Annotated in this window: 16 protein-coding genes; 7 read left to right on the forward strand and 9 right to left on the reverse strand. The window is 71.3% G+C overall.

What is annotated here, in order from left to right; all coding sequences use genetic code 11:
- Positions 1-15 precede the first annotated feature (15 nt).
- Genes ACFY36_RS44630 through ACFY36_RS44640 form a run of 3 tightly spaced genes read right to left on the reverse strand, consistent with a single transcriptional unit; the run spans position 16 to position 2472 of the window.
- Complete coding sequence (locus ACFY36_RS44630) at positions 16-825, reverse strand: beta family protein (protein ID WP_499752003.1); 810 nt, start codon at positions 823-825, stop codon at positions 16-18.
- A 32-nt stretch (positions 826-857) separates the two neighbouring features.
- Entirely contained in the window at positions 858-1136 is a 279-nt protein-coding gene (locus ACFY36_RS44635) for a beta family protein (protein ID WP_499752004.1), read from the reverse strand.
- A 13-nt stretch (positions 1137-1149) separates the two neighbouring features.
- Positions 1150-2472: an AAA family ATPase gene (locus ACFY36_RS44640; RefSeq protein WP_499752005.1), complete on the reverse strand. Its 1323-nt coding sequence runs from the start codon at positions 2470-2472 to the stop codon at positions 1150-1152.
- Positions 2473-3026: 554 nt separating this feature from the next.
- Here ACFY36_RS44640 and ACFY36_RS44645 point away from each other — a divergent pair.
- Positions 3027-3695, forward strand: coding sequence for a hypothetical protein (locus ACFY36_RS44645; protein ID WP_498657333.1), 669 nt, complete (start codon positions 3027-3029; stop codon positions 3693-3695).
- A 47-nt stretch (positions 3696-3742) separates the two neighbouring features.
- The gene (locus ACFY36_RS44650; RefSeq protein WP_499752006.1) at positions 3743-4477 is read left to right on the forward strand and encodes an SDR family NAD(P)-dependent oxidoreductase; all 735 of its coding nucleotides are present in this window, start codon (positions 3743-3745) and stop codon (positions 4475-4477) included.
- A gap of 67 nt (positions 4478-4544) precedes the next feature.
- Here ACFY36_RS44650 and ACFY36_RS44655 read toward each other — a convergent pair whose 3' ends face one another.
- Positions 4545-5510 carry a hypothetical protein gene (locus ACFY36_RS44655; RefSeq protein WP_499752007.1) on the reverse strand — a complete coding sequence of 322 codons (966 nt, stop codon included), beginning with the start codon at positions 5508-5510 and terminating at the stop codon, positions 4545-4547.
- A gap of 117 nt (positions 5511-5627) precedes the next feature.
- Between ACFY36_RS44655 and ACFY36_RS44660 the strand changes: the two genes are divergently transcribed.
- Positions 5628-10535: an arginase family protein gene (locus ACFY36_RS44660; RefSeq protein WP_499752008.1), complete on the forward strand. Its 4908-nt coding sequence runs from the start codon at positions 5628-5630 to the stop codon at positions 10533-10535.
- 139 nt (positions 10536-10674) lie between these two features.
- Here ACFY36_RS44660 and ACFY36_RS44665 read toward each other — a convergent pair whose 3' ends face one another.
- The 3 genes from ACFY36_RS44665 to ACFY36_RS44675 all read right to left on the reverse strand — a co-directional run bounded on the left by ACFY36_RS44665 (position 10675) and on the right by ACFY36_RS44675 (position 14044).
- On the reverse strand, positions 10675-11415 hold the full coding sequence (locus ACFY36_RS44665) for an alpha/beta fold hydrolase (RefSeq protein ID WP_499752009.1): 741 nt from the start codon (positions 11413-11415) through the stop codon (positions 10675-10677).
- A 91-nt stretch (positions 11416-11506) separates the two neighbouring features.
- Positions 11507-12337 carry a calcium-binding protein gene (locus ACFY36_RS44670; protein ID WP_499752010.1) on the reverse strand — a complete coding sequence of 277 codons (831 nt, stop codon included), beginning with the start codon at positions 12335-12337 and terminating at the stop codon, positions 11507-11509.
- 99 nt (positions 12338-12436) lie between these two features.
- On the reverse strand, positions 12437-14044 hold the full coding sequence (locus tag ACFY36_RS44675; protein WP_499752011.1) for a restriction endonuclease: 1608 nt from the start codon (positions 14042-14044) through the stop codon (positions 12437-12439).
- Between the two features lie 460 nt (positions 14045-14504).
- Here ACFY36_RS44675 and ACFY36_RS44680 point away from each other — a divergent pair, with 460 nt between their 5' ends.
- The 4 genes from ACFY36_RS44680 to ACFY36_RS44695 all read left to right on the forward strand — a co-directional run bounded on the left by ACFY36_RS44680 (position 14505) and on the right by ACFY36_RS44695 (position 18363).
- Positions 14505-16220, forward strand: coding sequence for an EAL domain-containing protein (locus ACFY36_RS44680; protein WP_499752012.1), 1716 nt, complete (start codon positions 14505-14507; stop codon positions 16218-16220).
- 19 nt (positions 16221-16239) lie between these two features.
- Entirely contained in the window at positions 16240-16629 is a 390-nt protein-coding gene (locus ACFY36_RS44685) for a cupin domain-containing protein (protein ID WP_360244573.1), read from the forward strand.
- A gap of 160 nt (positions 16630-16789) precedes the next feature.
- A complete protein-coding gene (locus tag ACFY36_RS44690; protein ID WP_499752013.1) occupies positions 16790-17281 on the forward strand; it encodes a MarR family winged helix-turn-helix transcriptional regulator in 492 nt (163 codons plus the stop codon).
- Positions 17278-18363, forward strand: a complete 1086-nt coding sequence (locus ACFY36_RS44695; RefSeq protein ID WP_499752014.1) for an S-(hydroxymethyl)mycothiol dehydrogenase — start codon at positions 17278-17280, stop codon at positions 18361-18363. The genes ACFY36_RS44690 and ACFY36_RS44695 overlap by 4 nt, the downstream gene beginning before the upstream one ends.
- On the opposite strand, the gene ACFY36_RS44700 is transcribed toward ACFY36_RS44695, so the two are convergent.
- Both ACFY36_RS44700 and ACFY36_RS44705 read right to left on the reverse strand, forming a co-directional pair.
- Complete coding sequence (locus ACFY36_RS44700; protein WP_499752015.1) at positions 18360-19694, reverse strand: MGH1-like glycoside hydrolase domain-containing protein; 1335 nt, start codon at positions 19692-19694, stop codon at positions 18360-18362. The two genes, ACFY36_RS44695 and ACFY36_RS44700, sit on opposite strands and share 4 nt — an antisense overlap.
- A 131-nt stretch (positions 19695-19825) precedes the next feature.
- On the reverse strand, positions 19826-21010 hold the full coding sequence (locus tag ACFY36_RS44705) for a DUF1996 domain-containing protein (RefSeq protein ID WP_499752016.1): 1185 nt from the start codon (positions 21008-21010) through the stop codon (positions 19826-19828).
- Positions 21011-21020 lie beyond the last annotated feature (10 nt).

Consider the following 21020-nt stretch of genomic DNA (forward strand, 5'->3'; position numbering starts at 1 on the left):
ATCTGCCCCGGCGGCTCAGACGACGAGGGTTCGCAGGACGTGGGCGATGTGGTGGCTCGTGCTCCACGACATCCAGCTGGCCGAGCTTCCGCCGCCCCGGGCCGTGCGGGCCCGGCGGGCCAGCTCGGCGTCACCCCACGAGAACCGGGATCCGGGCCAGTGCGGGGAGCCGACCAGCGTGCGGCACAGGTCGTGGCAGCGGTCGTCGCTGCGCCCGCCCCGGCGGGACCAGCGGTAGATCCACCAGTCGTGGTCGTCGGTGTAGCGCAGGGTGGGCAGCTGGCGATGCCGCTGTACGCCGCGCCGGCGTACCGGGGAAGTGACGCCGTAATCGGCGTATCCCACGCCGGGCTCGCCCAGCCGTTGCCACACACGCGCGTCCAGGCGGCCCACCGTGACCGGGCGGTCGGTGGGCAGATCGTCCAGGTTGGCCGGCATCGAGCCGGAGGCGACGCTGACCGAGCGCCACGGCATCGAGCGCGCCCATCGCAGCACGCGGCGGCATTGCTCCTCGACCTTGTCGGCATGTGACACGCAGGCCGTCTCGGCCAGGTCGATGAGCAGGTCGACCTCCTCGGCCTCGAGCTTCGCGCCGCGCAGCATGTGGCCGGTGACCTCGTCGGCCTGGGCCGGGTTGGCCGCGTCGACGTGCGGCTGGAGTCGCAGGACGGCCCGGCCCAGATGCATGCGGGCGGCCAGGCCGTGCGCCGCCAGGCGGCGCCGGCTCTCGTGGGCGCGCAGCACCGGCAGCATGGCCACGCCGAGGGCGGCCAGCTCCTCAGCCAGCGCGAGCGAGGCCAGGCCGGGCGAGGCCAGCCCGGGCAAGGCCAGCCCGGGCGAGGTCAGCCCGGGCGAGGTCAGGCCGGGCGAGGCCAGATCGGGCGAGGCCGGATCGGGCGAGGCCAGGTGAGCGTGCGCATGTCGCTGGAGTCGATGGCCACCGCCCCGGTGCGCGGCGGCAGCTCGCGGAGCAGCGCCACGACGCCGGGACTTTCGTCGAGCTCGAGGATCGGCATGACCCGCAGGGCGTCGCCCGGCGTCAGGTGGGTGAGCGCCGCCAGCTCGCCCCGGCGCGGGCGCAGGATGGGCCGGTAGACACCGTCCCGCGTGGACCCGGCCGTCGTGAATACCGCCATTCACTTACGGTAGCTATCCCTGTCGGCTAAGCGACATCGCTCGATGCAAATAAGCCAGAATAGCCTGATTTGCCTCCCATCCATCGGGAAACTTCACGGGCACGTTCAGATGAACCGGCTCGGTTGAGGGGTGGGCGTCGAGCAGTTCGGCGATGCCCTGCCGGGCCACCACGACGCAGGCGTGCCGGTGGCGCGAGGTGAGCACGCACAGCCGGCCCGACTCCAGGTGGAACGCGGTCGCGTCCTGCCGGCCGGAGAGCGGGTGGAGCACGACGGTCAGGTCGTACTCGCGGCCCTGGAGGCGGTTGGCCGTGTCGACGGTGATGCCGGCCGCCTCGGGCGGCAGCAGCGACCGGATGACCGCGACCTGGTCGCGGTGGGCGGCGCCGATGGCGATCCGGTCGGCGGTCAGCGGGCCGGTGCCCGACTCGGAGGAGGTCACGGCGCGCCGGGTCAGAGCCCGCACGGCCAGGGTGGCGCAGGCCGAGGCGGCCTCGGCGTCGGTCCGTACGGTGAAGCGGGCGGGCAGTTCGTGCAGGCCCCAGCCGGTCTCGGCGGCCACGTCGAGCACCTCGTCGAGCGGGTCGCCCGCTCTCTCGGTGAAGGCGAGGCGGCGGTCGCCCGGCCCGGTGCCGGAGCGGAATCCGGTGAAGGGGTAGAAGGCCTCGGCGACGACCGGTGCGGCCGTGTGCGGCAGGCGCCAGGAGACCGGCAGGCGATGGACGGGCAGCTCGGGGTTGTGGCGCAGCAGCACGTTGACGGCACTCAGCATCGGGTCCCAGGACAGGCCGGTCCAGCGGTCGGTCTCGACCGTCGAGAAAGGATCGAGCTGGCCGGGGTCGCCCACGAACAGGGCGCGGACGAAGCGGGAGGCGACGCGCAGCAGGGCGTCGGAGCGCATCTGGTACGCCTCGTCGACGATCGCCCACGGCCAGGAGCCCTCGGTGACGGTCGCCCACTTCGCGGCCGTGCCGATGGTGACGGCCGGGGAGTTGAGCTCGGCGACTTTGGCGCCGACGCGGCACCGGGGATGGTCACGCACCCGCTCGCTCGGCTCGTAGTCGACGGCGGAGAGCCGCCCCACCTCGACCTCGGGCGACCGGGCGCCGAGCCGCGCGATGAGGTCGTCGACCTGCTCGTTGGTCTGTGCCACGATCATCAGAGGCTCGCCGGAGGCGGCCAGCTCGCCGGCCGCGCGCACCACGAGGGTGGACTTCCCGGCGCCCGGTGGCGAGTCGACCACGACGCCGCGATGAGCGCCCTCGCGCAGGTCACGCAGCACGGCGTCGATGACGGTGGCGGCTTCCGCGGCCGGGCTCAAAGGGTGCGATGTCACCGGGGCACCGTAGCGCGGGAGCGGGAAGTGTCTTAGTTTTTGGGCGTTCTCCTCAGGCTGGCACTGACGGAAATCTGACAGCGTGCCGGTCGTGGATCGGCTAGCGACCCCGTCGCCGCCGGGCGCTTTTCGCGAACTGATCAATCAGTTGATCTCGATTGCTCCGGGGCACCGAAATGGGAGCGTTCACATTTTCTCGCGCGGTGATTGCGGTCCAGCCGTGGTGTCGCAGGTGAGAGCACTGTGGATCGTCACTGTGAGTGGATGTTTGCCTGCTGGTCACGGCTTTGAAATATCCGGGTGATTGACTGGGCGCACTGGTCGAATTGCGAAGCCGACATGCAACTTGCATGCGCGGTTCGCCGTGCAAGTTGCATGTTTCGCAAGGTTCCGACCTGCTGCTCCGTCGCCGTAGCAACGTTTTGATCGTCGCTCTCGATTTCATTCACGGGCGTTTCTGGGATCAAGCAAAGCGAACCCTTCCAGTCGATCACCGGAAGTGGAACTCTTCTAGCCAGCAGTAACGCCAGCGACACGGACGGTGGTGGTAACGAATGCGCCCAGACGTTCTGGTCGGTCCGAGCGAGTGGGTGGTCGAACAGTTCGGCGACAAGGTTGCCGGCGAGCTGTGGACCCGGGTGCCGGAGGCGTTGAGCACCGCGATCGATCGCGAGGTTCACGCGCACCCCGCCATGACGCAGACTACGGAACGAGTGCTCGCCAATCCGCGGTGGCCGCTCCCGTACGAGGAATTGGTGCTCTTCCTGGGCACGCTTCCCGGCGCCGAGATCATCAGCGTGCCGAAATCGGTGTACCAGCTGGTGGTTCTCAACGGGCACGTGGTCGTGCCGTGGTGCTACGGGCAGTCGGCCCGCGACTCGATGCGCGACGCGGCGGTCGGGCGGTCCTTCGGCCGGCTGGCCCGCGAGCTTCTCCGCCGGTTCGGCCCGCCGTGGCGGCGTTCCCAGGCCGAGGCGCCGCTTCCGCTCGACGCCGTCGACGAGCGCGAGGTCGCCAAGATCTGCGCGGCGATCGCGGCCATGGAGCCGAGGCCCGAGGTGATCATCGCCGGTTTCGCGGGCGCCCCCAACCTGGGCCTGCTCCGCGCCTGCCTCGGCGAGGTCAAGTCGACCGACAACGGCTCGCTCAACTGGAGCCACCTCGACGACCTGCCCCTTCCTCCCCCCGTCATCCCCCGCCCACGTCGCATGCAGTTCCCCTGATTCGCGGAGAGAGCGCCCCCGGGGCGCTCTCTCTATATAAAGGACGCATGAGCTATGTGGTCACCGGCGGCGGGCGGGGCATCGGCCGTACGATCGTCGAGCGTCTCCGGTCGACCGGCGCGACCGTGGTGGTCATCGAGACCGAGCCCTTCACCGGGGGCGACGGGATCGTGCCGATCATCGGTGACGCCCGCGACGAAGAGGTGGCACGCCGGGCCGCCGAGGCCGCTTCGCCGCTCAAGGGCTGGGTGAACAACGCCGCGATCTTCACCGACGCCTGGCTGCACGAGACGCCGGCGTCCGAGATGAGCGCCCTGATCGCCCGCAACCTCGATCCGGTGCTGACCGGTTGCGCGGCCGCGCTCCACGCCTTCCTGGCCGGTGGCGAGGGCGGCGCCATCGTCAACATCTCGTCCCATCAGGGACAACGGCCGGTGCGGGGCGCTTTCGCGTATGCGACGGCCAAGGCCGCCGTCGAGGGACTGACGCGTGCGCTCGCGGTCGATTACGGTGCTTCGGGTGTACGGGTGAACGCGCTGGCCCTGGGCTCGATAGCGACCGAGCGGTCGGCGTCCTATCTGTCCGGCCTGTCCGATGAGGGGCGTGCGGCGTTCGACCGCGAGATCCGCCTGCTCCAGCCGCTCGGCCGGATGGGACGCCCCGAGGAGGTCGCCGACGCGGTGGCGTTCCTCCTCTCCGATCAGGCGGCCTTCATCAGCGGCGCGGTCATCCCCGTCGACGGCGGCCGATCGGCGGTCGGCCGCGACCCCGAGGAGGCTTAGGGTCTGTCCCGCCGGTCAAGCGGGGCTGCGGCGTGGTTCAGGCGGCGCCTGACCGGCGGGACAGACCCTAGGCGGCCAGCTGGGCCGTCGTGAACGGCTCACGGCGTGCGCGCAGGTCGGCGTACGTGGTCAGCAGGAACGGGGCCAGGAAGACGCCGGTGCCGATCGCGAAGGCGACGGACACCGCGATGCCCGTCACGCCGGTCGGGTCGAGCCCGGCGATGACGCCGACGATGCCCTCGGCCACGCCGAGGACCAGCTGCACGCCGAACAGGGTGGCGACCCGGCCCGCGGAGGCGCCGAAATCGGCGTGGAACAGATCGAAGGCGCGTCCGATGACCCGGCCGCGTTCGGCCAGGATGATCACCGGCAGCGTGACCATGACCGCGGCCACGTAGATGCCGGGCAGCAGGCAGAAGACCGAGCCGAGCGCGATGAGCAGGCCGGCCGGTATGCCCCAGCCGATGAACGCGGGCAGCCGGCGCAGGCCGGTCCGCAGGGCGTCGCCTACCGAGACGGGGCGGCCGGTGACGTGCTGGACCGCGATCTCCACCGTCGCCAGTTGGACGATCAGGGCGACCAGGATCGCGATCAGGATGATCGGGATGATGACGGACAGCGTGGCGGCCGGGTTCTCGATCCACTCCTGGTCGGAGAAGCCGTTGTAGGTGACGGGCACGGCGGCGATGCCGCCCAGGACCAGCAGCGGCCCGTTGCCGATGAGCTGGACCAGCGCCATCGGCTTCCAGAGCTGCCTCAGCAGGAAGATGCCGCGCTGCCACCAGCCGCTGTAGTCGCCGCTGACCAGCGGGTCGTACGGGCCGGCGTGATAGGCCGCGCGGGCGCCCTTCGACCAGTCGGGCGGCGGGGCGTAGGCGGGCGGCGGCGGGTAGGCGGGCGGCGGCGGGACGTAGCCCGGTGGGATCGGCTCACGCGGCGGCGGAGGGAAGTAAGCGGATGGCTCGTCTGAAGGCGTCCTATTGGTTGAGGGGTCTTCGTCTTCAGGTGAGGGTTTGTCATGAGGGTCATTCACGCGGCCACGCTCCGGTTCAAGATCAGCGGGCGTCACAGTAGCGGTTACCGGACCGAGCGTGGGGGCGCGCCGGTCGCGAGACGCCCGGACGGGCCCGGGCGTCCTAGACTTCGGAGGATGTCCGAGCAGATCGAGTCGCCCACGACGATCCGGGACAGGGCCGTCGCCGTCGCCGACTATCTGCTCGCCGTCCGCGCCCAGATGGACCGGCCCGCGCGGGTGACGCCGGCCGACGCGTACCGCCTCGACGTTCTCCCCGACCATCCGGCCTGCCAGGTCGGCCCGGCCGGCGACGACCCGTCGTGGCTGCGGGTCGGGCTGCCCTCCCTGCCGCCGCCGGTCACGGTGCCGGCCGCCCTGCGCCGGCGTCTCCGCGGCGACGTCACGGCCGGCGAGGAGCCGACCTCCGACGAGGCCGGCGCCGACTTCGAGACGTGGCGCGATCAGGCCTGGCGCCCGTGGGCGCACGCCACGGCTGAGGCCGAGAAGACCCGCGCGCTGCACCGGCAGCTGTTCGACCTCATGCACCAGATCGACATGACCGCGGCCACCACCGAGCTCGTCTGGGGGCACGGCCTGCTACAGACCGTCGTCAACGGTGAACGGGTCCGCTACCCGCTGGTGGCCACGCCAGTGCTGATCGAGTACGAGCCCGACCGCTCCCTGGTCACCGTCTCGCCGGCCGGCCCCTCGCGGTTGCAGACCGACGCCCTGGCCGGCCTCGACGAGCGCTATCTGAGCCAGCTCCTCGGCCTGGCCGGCCCGGCCGGCACGCTCGAGGTCGACCTGTGGAGCGACCTGGAGCGGCGGGAGCTGTTCGAGCGGGCGCTGGGCCGCCTCGGCTACGACCGGCTGATCACCTCCGAGGAGACCACCGAGCCGCATGTCAGCGACGTCGGCGTCCTGTTCGCGCGGCCCAAGCAGCGGCTCCTGCGCGGCTTCCTGGAAAACCTGCGCAACCGGCTGCTCGACGGCGACAAGGCCAGCGTGGGCGCGCTGGCCGCGATCGTCGCCCACGAGCCCAGCAAGCTGCGGATGCCCGACGACCGGCCGGAGAGCTGGCATCGGGTCGGCGAGCGGCTGCTCATGCCGCTGCCCACCAACGAGGCGCAGGAGTCGATCGCCCGCCGCCTGGCCCAGCATCGCAACGTCGCCGTCCAGGGCCCGCCCGGCACCGGCAAGACCCACACGATCCGCAACCTGATCTGCCACCTCATGGCCAACGGCAAGCGGGTGCTGGTCGTCGCGCAGAAAGAGGACCCGCTGCGGGTGCTCCGCGACGGCCTGCCCGAGGAGATCCGGGCCCTCTGCCTGGCCGTGCTCGGCCGTACGACCGACCAGCTCGTCCAGCTCCAGCTGGCCGCCCGCGAGCTGGCCGACCGGGCCGCCACCCTCGACAAACAGGCCGAGGCGCGCCGGGTCGAGCGGCTCACCGGCCTGCTCGAGGAGGCCGAGCGCGAGCTGGCGGCGGCCCTGGGCGGCCTGCGCGCGATCGCCGAGAACGAGGCGGTCACCTATCCGATCGACGGCGCTCCGCTGACCCCGGTCGAGGTGGGAGCCTGGCTGCGGGAACGAGCCGCCACCCGAAGCGGCATCCCCGATCCGGTCGACGGGCCGCCCCCGCTCGACGGCGCCGAGTTCCAGGCGCTGCTCGAGACGGCCGTGCGCGTCTCGCCGGCCGATCGGGCCGCGGCCCTGCGGCGCCTTCCGCCGACCGGTGATCTTCCGGACGCCGCCGAGGCGGCCGCGGCACGGGCGTGGCGGGACTCGCTCGCCGTCCGCGTGTCGCGCCTGGCGTCGGCCGGTCTCGACCTTCAGACCGTACGGGGCGAGGACGTCACCGCCGTACGGTCCGACCTGCACAACGCGCTGACCTGGCTGCGCCGCCGTGAGGGTTCATGGACCGACCGGCTCGGCCGGCTCCTCAACGATCCGCACTGGCGCACGGTCTGGGCCGATCACGTCGGGGCGACCGAGGCGCTGCTCGCCGAGCTGGCCACCCTGACCCGGACGCTGGCCGGCCATCCGGTGACCGTGCCCGGTCCGTGGGCGGCCGAGCCGAAAAGGCTGCTCGCCCAGCTCGACGAGATCCGCCAGCGGTTCGCGGGCGGCCGCGGCCTGAGCCGCCTGCTCCAGTCCGGGCTCTACCGGCTCGCCGACGAGGTCCGGGTCGACGGCGAGCCGCTGCGCACCGTCGAGGACGTCGACGTGGCGTCCGCGTGGGTCCGGCGGGAAAGGGCGCGGCAGCGTCTCGGCGGCCACTGGACGGAGTGGATCACCCGGCTGGCCGTCCCGGCCCCGGCCGGCGATCCGGAGATCTGGGCGGGCTCGCTGCTGGCCGAGGCCGGGCAGTCGCTCGACTGGGACGTGCGCCATTGGCCGGTGCTGGCCGAGCGCCTGAGCCGGCTCGTTCCCCAGCGCGAGCTCGATCTCGACTCGGCGCGGCTGGCCGAGGTCGCGGAGCTGCTCGACGCGGCGGACGCGGTCGCCGAGCTGGACACGCTCGACCGGCGGCGCCGCGAGATCGCCGAGCGGGTGGCGGTGTGGAAGCCGCTGGCCGGGGCGTGGGAGGCGCTGGACGGCTGGGACGAGGAGCTGGCCGAGGTGCGCCGGCTGGAGGGGCTGCGGCCCGAGGTGGAGAGATACGCCGCGCTCCGCGACCGGCTGGCGCCGGCGGCGCCCCTCTGGGTGGCGTCCGTCGAGGCCGGACGGGTGCCGGCGGTCTCCGGCAAGGCCTGTCTGGACGCCTGGCAGTGGCGGCGGGCGCAGACGTGGTTCGACGAGGTGATCGGCGGGGTCGACCCGGCCGTGCTGGCCAAGCGGGTCGAGAGCGCCCGCGAGAAGATCCGGAAGCGCACGGCCGAACTGGTCGTCGCGTCGGCCTGGCTCGAGGTGTCGCGCAGCCTGGACGACCGGCGGCGGGCCGCGCTGGCCGACTGGACCACCGCCCTCCGCAAGATCGGCAAGGGGACCGGGCGCACGGCCGCGGCCTGGCAGGCGCACGCGCAGCGGGCCATGGAACAGGCGGTCGACGCCGTGCCGGTCTGGGTCATGTCGGTCGACCGGGCCATCGAGCAGTTCGCCGGCGGGGCCCGGTTCGACGTCGTGATCGTCGACGAGGCGTCACAGGCCGACCTGTTCGCGCTGCCGGTGCTGTCGCTGGCCGAGCGGGCCGTGGTGGTCGGCGACGACCAGCAGATCGGGCCGCAGCTCGGCTTCGTCGGCACGGTCAGCGGCCTGATACACAGCCACCTCGGCGACGTGCCGTCGGCCGAGCACTTCGATCCGGAGTCGTCGCTCTACGACCACGCGGTGCGGCGCTCGCCCGAGCGGATCCTGCTGACCGAGCACTTCCGCTGCGTGCCGCAGATCATCGAGTTCTCGTCCCGCCACTACTACGACGGCAAGATCATGCCGCTCCGGGCGGACCGCCCCTCGCTGGCGCCGATCCGCACGGTCTTCCTGCCCGACGGGGTGCGGCAGCCGATCTCCGGCTTCGGCGACGTGAACAAGGCCGAGGCGCACGCGCTGGTCGAGCAGGTCGCGGCGATCGTGCGCGACCCGGCGTACGCGGGACGCACGCTCGGCGTGATCTCGCTGCTGAGCACGAGCGGCCAGGCGTCCTATCTGCTGGGTCTCCTGCGTGCGGAGATCGGCGAGGACGAGATCCAGGCGCGGCGGCTGCGGGTCGGCGACGCGTACACGTTCCAGGGCGACGAGCGCGACGTCGTGCTGGTGTCCATGGTGGTCTCCGACAACGACCCGCGCGTGGCGGCCTTCACCAAGCGGGAGTACCACCGGCGGATCAACGTGGCCGCGTCCCGGGCCCGCGACCAGCTGTGGATCTTCCATTCGGTGCGGCCGGGCTCGCTGCTGGCCGACGACGCGCGGGGGCTGCTCCTGTCGTACGCGCTCAATCTGACGCCGGCCGAGGAAGCGGCCGACCTGGCCCGGCGCTGCGAGAGCGACTTCGAGCGTGACGTGCTCAAACGGCTGCTGGCGCGCGGATACCGGCCCATCCCGCAGTTCCGGATCGGCGCCTACCGCATCGACTTCGTGCTGAACGCCCCCGACGGCCGCCGCCTGGCGATCGAGTGCGACGGCGACGCCTATCACGGGCCGGAGCAGTGGGAGAGCGACATGCGCCGCCAGGCGGTGCTGGAGCGGGTGGGCAACTGCGTCTTCGTGCGCATCCGGGGCAGCATCTACGCCCGGGAGCCGGAGGCGGCGATGAGCCCGGTCTGGCAGCGCGTCGACGAGCTCGGCATCGTGCCGCCGCCACGCCGGACGGTCCTCGAGGTGGGCCAGTGGCAGGGTTCGGGCTCGCCGACCGCGGGCCGCCTGGCCGAGGGGGCGGCCGCGCTGGCCCGGATGATCCCGGGCGATCGGCGGGTCCGGGTGCCGGTGACCGACTCGCTGGCGGACAACCTCGCGGCGATCAGGGCCGCGGTGACCGACCCGCCGATGGTCACGGCCGGCGGCGACTGCGGGGTCGAGCTGGCGCCGATCGAGGCGGCCCTGGAACGCCACGGCGACGGACTCGTGGTGGTGTGGTTCGACGCCCACGGCGACCTCAACACACCGGAGTCCTCACCGTCCGGCGCCTTCCACGGCATGGTGCTGCGCACGCTGCTGGGCGAGGGCCCGGCCGACCTGAAGCCGCGCCGCACCCTGCGGCCGGCGCAGGTGGTGCTGGCCGGTGTGCGAGCGCTCGACTCGTCGGAAAAGGAGTATATTTCCGACAATGGCGTGGTGATGGCGGCGCTCGATGAACTGCCCTCGGTGGTGGCGGCCGCGGGAGCGCGGGCCGTCTATGTCCACATCGACCTGGATGTGCTCGACCCGTCGACGTTCTCGTCGGTCGGCAGCCCCGCGCCGGGCGGCGTCACCCCGCGGCAATTGGCGGCGGCGGTGCGGGCCTTGACGGAGCGCTTCCCGTTGGCCGGCCTGGGAATCACCGAGTACGAGCCCGCCGACCCGGCCGACGAGGAGGTCCTCGCCGAACTGATCCGCGCGATCTGCTGACAGCCCGCGCCCCGACCTCAGCGACCGGGCCGGCGCGTGGAGCGTACGTGGCCGAGCAGGCGAGTGGCGCTTGGCCGGCCGATGGGGGTGGCACGGGCGTCGGCTCCCAGCTGACGGGTGGCGGTGATTGTGGGGCGGCTCAGGGCTCGGACAGGTAGGCGGTGATTGCGGTGGCGGCGCGTTGAGGTGAGGTGGTCAGGGCGTTGTGGGCGGCGCCGGGGATCGTGACTGAAGTGCCGCCGGTCATCTCGGCCACGGCCGTTCGCCACGTCAGTGGGGCCACGGAGTCCAGGGAGCCGCCCAGCACCAGTGGAGCGACCGGCAGGCGCAGCAGGTCCTTCTCGACCTCGTTGTGCACCGAGTGGCCTACCGTGGCCAGGACGCGCCAGGGCTTGGCGTCGGCTACGTCGCGGGCCAGGATCGGGGCCTGCCATGGGGCCTCGACCAGGGTGTCCAGCAGCCAGCGGCCGATCAGGCCGCGGCGGGTGCGGGCCCGGGGGTCCGCGGTCGGGCTCGCCAGCACCACGCCGGTGACCGCGTCCGGGTGGTGAACGGCGAGGCGGGCGACCACCTCGGCGCCGAACGAGTGACCGATCAGGCAGACCGGGCCCAGGCCGCGAGCCTGCAACCAGGCCGCCAGGTGGCCGGCGTGCTCGGCTACGTCGTAGGCGTGTGAGGGCTTGTCGCTGAGCCCGAAGCCGGGCAGGTCCGGGACCACGACGGGATGCCGGGCGGCCAGCGCACGGGCCGTGGGCATCAGGTAGCGGTGCGAGACGGCCAGGCCGTGCACGAAGACGATCGGCACGCCTGGTGCGTCCTCCGCCGCGATGTCGTGGATCCGCAGCCCTCGCGCGAGGGTCCAGCGGCGGCGGAGGATCATTGTGCTGCTGTACCCGCCGCTCGGCCGGATATGCCGCGGAAAAGGCCGGCGGGTGCCCGGCCTCGTGGAGGCTGGGCACCCGCCGGGTGCGTTACTGGGTGATGGTGTTCCGGCCGGCGCCACCGACGAGGATGTCGTTGCCCGGGCCGCCGTTGAGGCGGTCGTCGCCGTCCTGGCCGTAGAGGCTGTCGTTGCCCTCGAAGCCGTCCAGGACGTCGTTGCCGGTGCCGCCGTAGAGCTTGTCGTTGCCCTTGTGGCCGACCAGGCCGTCGTTGCCGGGGCCGCCGTAGATGGTGTCGTTGCCGTCGATGCCGTTCAGGGCGTCGTTGCCGGAGCCGCCGAGGATCCGGTCGTTGCCGTAGCCGCCCAGGACGGTGTCGTTGCCGGCGCCGCCGTCGAGCCAGTTGTTGCCCCACGGGTCGTCGATGTAGTCGTTGCCGGGGCCGCCGGAGATCGAGTCGTGGCCGCCCTTGCCGTACAGGTAGTCGCTGCCGGTGCCACCCAGCAGCCGGTCCCAGCCCGAGCCGCCGACCATCGTGTCCACGCCGGCGTGGCCCTCGGCGTACATGTGCACCGCGGTCTTGTTGGTGACCTTGTCGTTCTTGTCGCCGAGCAGGACGCTGACCTCGACCGGCTTCGAGGCGGTGGTGCACCGCACCTTGGTCGGGTCGCCCTTGACCGCCTTGCAGCCCTTGCCGGCCTTGACGGCGACCCGGTCGTCCAGCGTGATCGTGCGGCCCGAGAGGGTGATGACCAGGGCGTTGGACTGGCCGGTGGCGGCGGTGAACCGGACGGCGCCGCCGTCGACCCGGGCGTTGGCGGCCGCCGCGGCCTGAGCCGGAGAGGCGAGCAGAGCCGTCGTGGCCACCGTCGCGCCGACGACTGCGGCGGCGGCCAGCGACTTACGGTTGAGCAAGAACATGAAATCCCCCGTGGATTGAGCGATCCCGCGGCCTCGTGCGCCGCGATGCCGAAATCCTATGGAGACTGATCAGCTCCTCAACTCACCGTTTCGTGCCACTCACGCTGTGACGGTTTCGGTCAGTTCGATGCGGGCCTTCACCCGGCAGTAGTTCGACAGGAGAGTGACCAGCGCCGGTCCGTCGATCAGCTCCAGCGGGCGGCCGGCCAGCGCCTCGTACGCCTCGGGCTCGATGCCGCCCAGCGAGACCAGGATGCCCTTGGTGGCGCCGGCCGCGCTGACCGCTCCGGCCAGGGCGTGCACCGCGGCCGATCCGGCGGCCGGGCCCCGGGTCGCGAAGACCACCACCGGGCCGCCGAAGATGGGGCGGGGGTCGGTGCACAGCCAGCGGGTGCCGGCGCCGGTACGCGCCGGCGTGCCCATCTGCAGGCCCATCACGCCGAACAGGTCGGTCAGCTGCTGCTCCCAGGCCACGTCGGGCAGGGTGACCAGGTTCGGGCGCTCGTCGATCTCGGCCAGGACGTTGAACTCCTCGGTGAAGTCCCGGTCGGCGTCACGGTCGAAATCGATCTTCGGGGAGATGCCGGCCAGCTCGTCGGGGCTGGGGGACAGGGTGCCTTCGAGGTGCTTCACGCAGGCCACCGGGTCGACGCGGCGCAGCTTGATCGCGGCGAACGTGTCGCGTTCGGTCTGTACCGAGACCAGGCACGGGCGGACGAAACGGCCGGTGCGCTTGTCGATGCTGTCCACGATGCCGTTGAACGACACCTGGCGTACGAGACCGCCCCGATCGGCCTCGATGATCTCGTGGATGGTCCGCAGGGTCACCCGGGCGATCACCTCGACGTAGCGGCGGCGGATCTCGCCCTCGTCGCGGGGCACCGCGGTCAGGTCGTCGCGGGTGCGGTCGTAGCGGTACTCCTTCACGATCGGCACCACCTCGATCGGTGGCAGGTGGTACTCGACCAGCAGGTGCTTCTGCTTCGGCAGATAGGCCAGGCGGAAGTGCTGGGGGAAGTCGTCCGGATAGACCGAGTTGCCGAGCACCATCGCGAAGTACTCGACCACCGACGCCGGGTCGGCGCCGGCCACCGCCGTCGCGAAGCGGTCCACCTCGGCGTTGTACGCGGCCATCTGCTCCTGGTGCTTGCGGATGCTCTCCTCGTACTGCCGGCGCCGGGCCTGCAACTGCCGCTGGCGCCGCTGTTCGGACTCGGCCCACCGGGCCCGCGCGTCCTCGTACGCCCGGCGGGCGCTGGCCGTCTGCTGCTGACGCAGGCGGTCCCCGCCGATGATCTTGCCGACACCGCGCTGCGGCGGCGGCACGTAACTGTCCCATCTCGGCTCCGGCGCCGGCCGGCCGAGCGGACCGGGATCGAACGGCGGCACGACCGTCGGCTTCTTGAAGATCTGCAGGTCGATGTGGTCGTCGACGTCCAGCGTGGAGAGCAGCAGCGCGTCCAGGTCGCTGAGCCGCCCCCGGATCTCGGCGTTGGCCGCCGCGGCGTCGGCGTTGCGCGCCTCGACGTACAGCCGGCGGCGCTCCCGCTGCCGGTCGGTGTCGGAGGCGGCCTGCTGCGCGGCCGCGATGGCCAGGTCGGCATTGCGCCGGATCAGGTCGCGCTGCTGCGCCGCGGCGGTGTTGGCGCGATGCTCGGCCGCCGCCTGCGTGGCGTGCACCCGCTGCATGTTCCGAATGATGCCCATGCCCTGCCCTTGCCTCACTCATCAGGTCCAGTGAGAATGCTCGCGACGGTGGAGACCCGGCGATCTGCCGTCGGCTCAGCGCGGCTTGAGGTCGGTCGCGAGCAACCCTCAATAGCCACCATATCCATCCTTTCCGGATCTGGTTACGTGGCGCGTCCCTCGAAGCGCGTAGCGTGCATGCCAGTCGGCCCGGACGGGTAGGAATCGCGGTAGGTTCCACGATCGGCACGCGTAGTAACTGTCCGTCATGGAACTGACGGTATTTGGCAGCGATAATCACGCAGCGCAGTGGTCAACCGATCGGCTAATTCCCTACTCTGATCGGGCGAGAACCAGCAGCTCGTGGTTTTGTTGGCAAGCCGCGCAAAACATTGGGGCGGACGTCCACTGTTATATCGACCCCGTGACGGGTCGTAATAGTTCAGGGGTTCGGGAGACGCCGGGGGAGGTGGCGGGCGCGATGGTGGCACCGGATGAGCACCGGCATGTCCAGCCGAGGCTTCCGGAGCAGCGCACCGCCGCCGATGACGAGCCCGGCGAGCGTTCGGCCTGGTTCTCGTACACGGCCAGCGGCGACCGCATCGTCTGGTCGGCCGCGCTGCGCGCGATGCTGGGTCACCCGCCGGCTCAGAACGAGGTGAGCCGCAAGGTCCTTGTGCGCTATGTGCACCGTGACGACCACGCCCGGGCCCTCGGGGCGATCACCTCGACCTGGACGAGCGGCTCGATGGTGCGCACCACGCTGCGGCTCATGCGCGCCGACGGCGGCTGGTTCGACGTCGACTGCCGCATCGAGCCGGTGAAGAGCCCCGACGGCACGGTCCGCGGCATCCGCTGCACGGTGACCGACGTCTCGGCCCGGGAGCGCGCCCGCCGTGAGCTGGCCCGCCTGGCCCGCCGGGGCGAGACGGTGCAGGATTCGCTGATCGAGCCCGACCCGGCCACCGGGCTGCTCACCCGCGCCCGCTTCGCCGACGAGATCGACCGGGCGCAGCGCCGGGGCGGCGGAGCGGTGCTGGTCATCCGTGTGCAGCCGGAGAGCGGAAGCGGCCAGGCCGAAAGCGGAAGCCGCCCCGAGCGCAACGCCGACCTCCTGCATCGCGCCGCCCGTGTGCTGGAGGGTGTCGTGCAGGAGGGCGCGCTGCTCGGCCGGGTCGGCCCCAACGAGATCGCGCTGCTGCTGGCCGGCACGTCCTGGCCGATGGCCCGGCGCGAGGCCGAGCTGCTGGTCCAGGCGCTGCGCTCGCAGACCTTCGTGCTGACGGACACGTGGCTGCGGGCCGAGGCGTGGGGCGGGCTGGTGCGGTTCACCCCGGACGGCGACGCCGGCAGCCACGAGCTGCTGATCGACGCCGAGCAGGCCTGGCGGCAGTCGCGCGAGGCCGACCGGCCGCTCACTCACGTCGCCCATCCGGTGCCGGCGCGGGACCGGCAGGGCTCCTATCGCAGCCGGGTCGCCGACGCCCTCGACACCGACCGGTTCACCCTCTACGCCCAGCCCATCCTCGATCTTCAGACCAACACGGTGACCCGGCACGAGCTGTTGCTGCGGGTGCTCGACGAGGCGGACGGCCCGCAGTCGCCGACCCAGGTGCTCGACACGGCCGAACGTCTCGACGCGGTCTTCGACATCGATCTGTGGGTGGTCGAGCGGGCCATGCAGCTGGCCGCCGAACAGCCCTCGAACTGTCTCCAGATCAACCTGTCCGGTCGCTCGGTCGGCGATCCGCGGCTGACCGACGAGGTCGAGCGGCTCATCCAGCAATATCGGGTCAAGCCCGAGCAGCTCACCTTCGAGATCACCGAGACCGCGCTGATCGGCAACCTGAGCGAGGCCCGCCGGTTCGCCGACCGGGTCCGCGACCTCGGCTGCGAACTCGCCCTCGACGACTTCGGCTCCGGCTACGCGTCGTTCCGCTACCTGCGGATCTTCCCCATCGACCTGGTGAAGATCGACGGGGAGTACGTGGTCGATCTGGTCGACAACCCCCAGGACCAGGTCCTGGTCCGTGCTCTGGTCCAGGTCTGTCAGGCGTACGGCATCCACACCGTGGCCGAGTTCGTCCAGGACGAGCCGACGTTGCGGCTGCTGCGCGAGCTCGGCGTCGACTATGTGCAGGGCTATCTGATCGGGCGGCCCGCGCCCGTCGTGGACGGCCGATTGCATACGCCCTGAGCGGGGTATATGGCCTTACATGGAGCACTTCACGATCGCCACCGTAGCCGAGAAGAGCCCGGACTTCCGCCGGGTCCTGTGGACCGGTAAGCACACCCAGCTGGTCATCATGACGATTCCGCCGGACGGCGAGATCGGTGAGGAGGTCCACGAGGTGGACCAGATCCTCACCTTCGTCAGCGGCACCGGCAAGGCCATCGTCTCGGGGCAGACCCGCAATGTCGCCCAGGGTGATCTCGTGGTGGTGCCGGCCGGGCACAAGCACAACTTCCTCAACACCGGCCCGAACCCGCTGGTCCTCTACACCGTCTACGGCCCGCCGGAGCACGCCGACGGCGCGGTGCACAAGACCAAGGAAGAGGCCGACCGCCTCGAGGAGCAGGGCAAGGACGAGCCGCCGCAGAAGTAGCGCGAAGCACGACACCGGGACCGGCCGTGGCCCCCCAGCCAGCCGGTCCCGGCATCGTGCGCTGGGGAAAGTATCCGCGCAGCGTACCCAAGCCAGAGCCGAGCGTCGATGTCTTGACCCGGATCGTGACCTACGCCCGGCGCGCTACTAACCTCTCTGCATGACAGAGCCCGCGCCGCGATGGTTGAGCGACGAGCAGCAGCAGACGTGGCGCCGCTTCGTCGAGGTGCTGATCAGAGTGCCCGCGGCGCTCGAGGCTCAGCTTCAGCGTGACGCCGGCCTGACCCACATGGGTTACATCGTGCTGGTCTACCTGTCCGAGCAGCCCGGCCGCCGGCTGGCCATGAGCCGCCTGGCCAAATCGGTCAGCGCCTCCCTCTCCCGCCTGTCGCACGTCGTGGCCCGCCTCGAGGGGCAGGGCTGGGTCCACCGCGAGCGTGATCCCGCCGACGGCCGCGTCCAGATCGCGGTGCTCACCGACGAGGGATTCGCGAAGGTCGCCGAGACGGCGCCGGGGCATGCTGAGGCCGTACAACAACTTGTCTTTGATCGTCTGAGCCCGGCCCAGACGCGCCAGTTGGCCAAGGTCGCCGCCGCGTTGCTCGAAGAGCCGCTGACTCCGGGCGCGGCCCGTCCTACGCTGAGCCGATGAGTCAGCGTGTGCAGGGCGTCATCGCCCGCGGCAAGGGTGCTCCGGTCGAGTTGACCACCATCGTCGTCCCCGATCCCGGTCCCGGCGAGGCCGTGGTCAAGATCCAGGCGTGCGGCGTCTGTCATACGGATCTGCACTATCGCGAGGGCGGCATCAACGACGACTTCCCGTTCCTGCTCGGCCACGAGGCCGCGGGCGTGGTCGAGTCGGTCGGCGCCGGCGTCACCGAGGTCGTTCCGGGCGACTTCGTGGTGCTGAACTGGCGTGCCGTCTGCGGCGAGTGCCGGGCCTGCCGCAAGGGCAAGCCGTGGTACTGCTTCGCCACCCACAACGCCACCCAGAAGATGACCCTCGAGGACGGCACCGAGCTGTCACCGGCCCTGGGCATCGGCGCGTTCGTGGAAAAGACGCTGGTCGCGGCCGGACAGTGCACAAAGGTCGATCCGCGGGCCCGGCCGGCCGCGGTGGGCCTGCTCGGCTGTGGCGTGATGGCCGGCATCGGCGCGGCCGTGAACACCGGCGGCGTCACCCGCGGCGACTCGGTCGCGGTGATCGGCTGCGGCGGTGTCGGCGACGGCGCGGTGGCCGGGGCGGCGCTGGCCGGCGCGACCACGATCATCGCGATCGACACCGACGAGCAGAAGCTCGAATGGGCCAAGGGCTTCGGCGCCACCCACACGATCAACGCGCGTGGCACCGATGTGGTCGAGGCGGTGAAGGAGCTGACCGGTGGCTTCGGCGCCGACGTGGTGATCGAGGCGGTGGGGCGCCCGGAGACGTACGAGACGGCCTTCTATGCCCGTGACCTCGCGGGCACGGTGGTCCTGGTCGGGGTGCCCACGCCCGATATGAAGATCGAGCTGCCGCTGCTCGAGGTCTTCGGCCGCGGCGGCGCGCTCAAATCCAGCTGGTACGGCGACTGCCTGCCCACCCGCGACTTCCCCATGCTGACCGAGCTCTACCTGCAGGGACGGCTCGACCTCGACGCCTTCGTGACCGAGGAGATCGGCCTGGGCGACGTCGAGGCCGCGTTCAAGAAGATGCACACCGGTGGCGTGCTGCGCTCGGTGGTTCTCTTCTAAGCTGCCTTGGCGTACGCCGGCACGGAACGGTCGGCGAGCAGGTCGAGGGCCAGGGCGGCCGTCCAGCTGAAACTGGGCGCCCCCAGGCCCTCACCGGTCTCCGGGTGGAAGTATTCGAAGTGGCCGTTGCGGTGCACGAGCCGGACCATGGCGGCCCGCAGGTCCTCGGCCTCGTCCCGGCGACCGTGCACGAGCAGCCCGCGGCGCAGCAGCCAGTTCACGTTGATCCAGACCGGGCCACGCCAGTAACGCAAGGTGTCGAAGTCCGCGGCCGTACAGTCGTAGCTCGTCACCGGCAGCCCGAAACGCTCCGAGCGCATGGCCGCCAGCACGCCCTCGACCTGGCCGGCGGGCAGATCGGGAAGCATCAGCGGCACCAGGCCGCTGACGCAGCGGGCCGGGGTCAGCTTGCCGGTGTGCACGTCCCGCGCGTGGAACATGCCGGTGTCCGGGTTCCACAGCCGGGCGACGATGGCCGACGTGATCCGCTGAGCCCGCTCCCGATGCGCGTCGGCCGCCGCGGCATGACCGAGCACGCCGGCGATCTGGGCCAGGGACAGCTCGGCGGCGCCGAGAATGGCGTTGAAGGAGGGGCACTCGACGGCGAAGGCGTGCCACTCCAGCAGCCCGGTGTCCGAGTAGTCGGCGGCACGGTAGCTGAGCACCAGTCCCACGTACCGCGCGTAGTCGGTGTCGGTGGGCCGGTGCGAGGCCTCCGAGACGGCCAGATCGCGGCGGCGGTAGACGTTCAGCAGCGACAGGTCGGCCGGCACGTTGGCCATGGCGTCGTCCCAGGCCGGGCTGTTGTCCAGCCCTGTCTCCCACGGGTGGACGACGCTGGCCAGACCGCCGCCGCCGAGGTCGCGGCGGTCGGTCAGATATTCCTGCTGGGCGACCAGACGCGGATAGAGCCACTCCAGCTCGGCCTGTGCCTGCTGCGAGGCGGCGGCGCCGTGCGCGGCCGCCCGCCGGTAGACCTCCCAGGCCGCGACCGCGTGCAGCGGCGGCTGGACGATGCCGGTGCTGCCGTGTGCGGGCCTTACGCCGTACGCCGGAACGCCCCAGAAAGCGGGCCCCGGGAAGTAGTCGGCCTCGGACATGGCCGGGTCGAAGACGATGTGCGGCACCCGGCCGTCCGGCCACTGCGCCTCGAACAGGCTGCGCAGATCACGCCAGGCACGGGTGGGGTTGACGTAGGCCAGACCGACCGCGATGAAGGCGGCGTCCCAGCTCCACTGATGTGGATAGAGGCGGCGGGAGGGGACCATGTGATCGCCGGCCCAGTTCGTCTCGAGGACGCCGGCGGCGGAGTTCCAGAGTTCGGCAGACATCTCAGTCACAGGTGCGGTCAGGGGTGGGTCGGGGTGCATCTAACCAGAAGACCTTTCCGCTTCAGAAGCCGGTAAACCCCTGAAGGGAACCCCTTGTTCGCCCGTGGTTCACGGACCCTCGGTGCGAGACCTCATTCCAGGTAGCCGAAGTTGTCGCAGGTTCGGCGTTGCAGGACGCAGTTCTTGGTGCGCTTGTTCATGGCGTCCTGGTCCCACATGACGAAAGCGTCGCCGTGCATGGACGAGGCGCTCTTCACGTCCTTGTCGGAGGAGAGGTAGTAGCCCTGGGTGGTGCCCTTCACCCCGTACTGGATGTCGAACGTGATGGCCGGGATGCGCACGGGATGGGACGCGGGGCAACCTTGGCCGTTGCCGAAGGCGACGTGGTCCTTGTGGTTGGGGCTGTCCAGATGCTCGCCGTCCCAGCAGTCGGGGAACTGGAGCATGAAGTGCAGGGTGGCGTCGCCGCCGCAGATCGGCCAGTTGCCGTTGGCGCTGCGGGCGATGCCGTCGAGGTCGCCGGGACCGTAGAAGGCGCAGTAGAACTGGCCCTGGGCGCCGCGCGGGGTGGGCACCTTCTTCTTGGCGTCCCCGGCGACCATGCGCAGACCGTTGGGCACGGGCATCATGCCCTTCGAGCTGTCGCGCAGCGAGCGGTAGTACACCCGGAAGCCGGTGGTCTCGACGGGCTTGTTCGTGGCGTTGTCATAGAGCGTCGGCACCCAGTACGCCGAGTGGTCCTGCACGGGCTTGCAGGTGGTGGCCGTGAACTTCGTCAGGTCATCGGCCGTGGTTGCGGCGTCCACCGCCTTGTTGCCGACGAAAGAGTGCATGTGTGAGGCGCCGGGCAGGCCGGGCAGCACGATCGGGTCGTCGGCCAGCCGGTGGCTGTACTGGCAGTCGGCGCGGAACTCGGGCAGGTTCCCGACGCCGGCCGGGACAGGATCGATCTTGCGGGAGTTGTACGCCTCGACCTGAGCCCGCCAGACCGTCTGGTCGACATTGATCCAACCGGGCTTGGCCGGGGCCTGCTGCTGCTTCGTGGGCTTCGTTGCTTTGACTGGCGCGGCTTTCGAGGTGGACGGCTTCGGCCCGGCCGATGCCGGCGCCGAGGCGGAAGCGGAAGCCACAGTGGGGGACGGGACCGTCGCCGCGACCGCCTCCGGTGTGCTCTCGTCGTCGCCGCCGCGCGTCGAGACCGCGGCCACCGAGAGGGCGACCGCGATCACGGCCGCGCCGGCGCTCAAGGCGATGACGGCGCGGCTGGGCTTGCGCCGGTGACGTCGGGACGGCTGGGGGATCGTCGTGTTCGACACGACAGGGAGA

This window comes from Actinoplanes sp. NPDC000266 (assembly GCF_042899005.1).
Classification (GTDB): domain Bacteria; phylum Actinomycetota; class Actinomycetes; order Mycobacteriales; family Micromonosporaceae; genus Actinoplanes.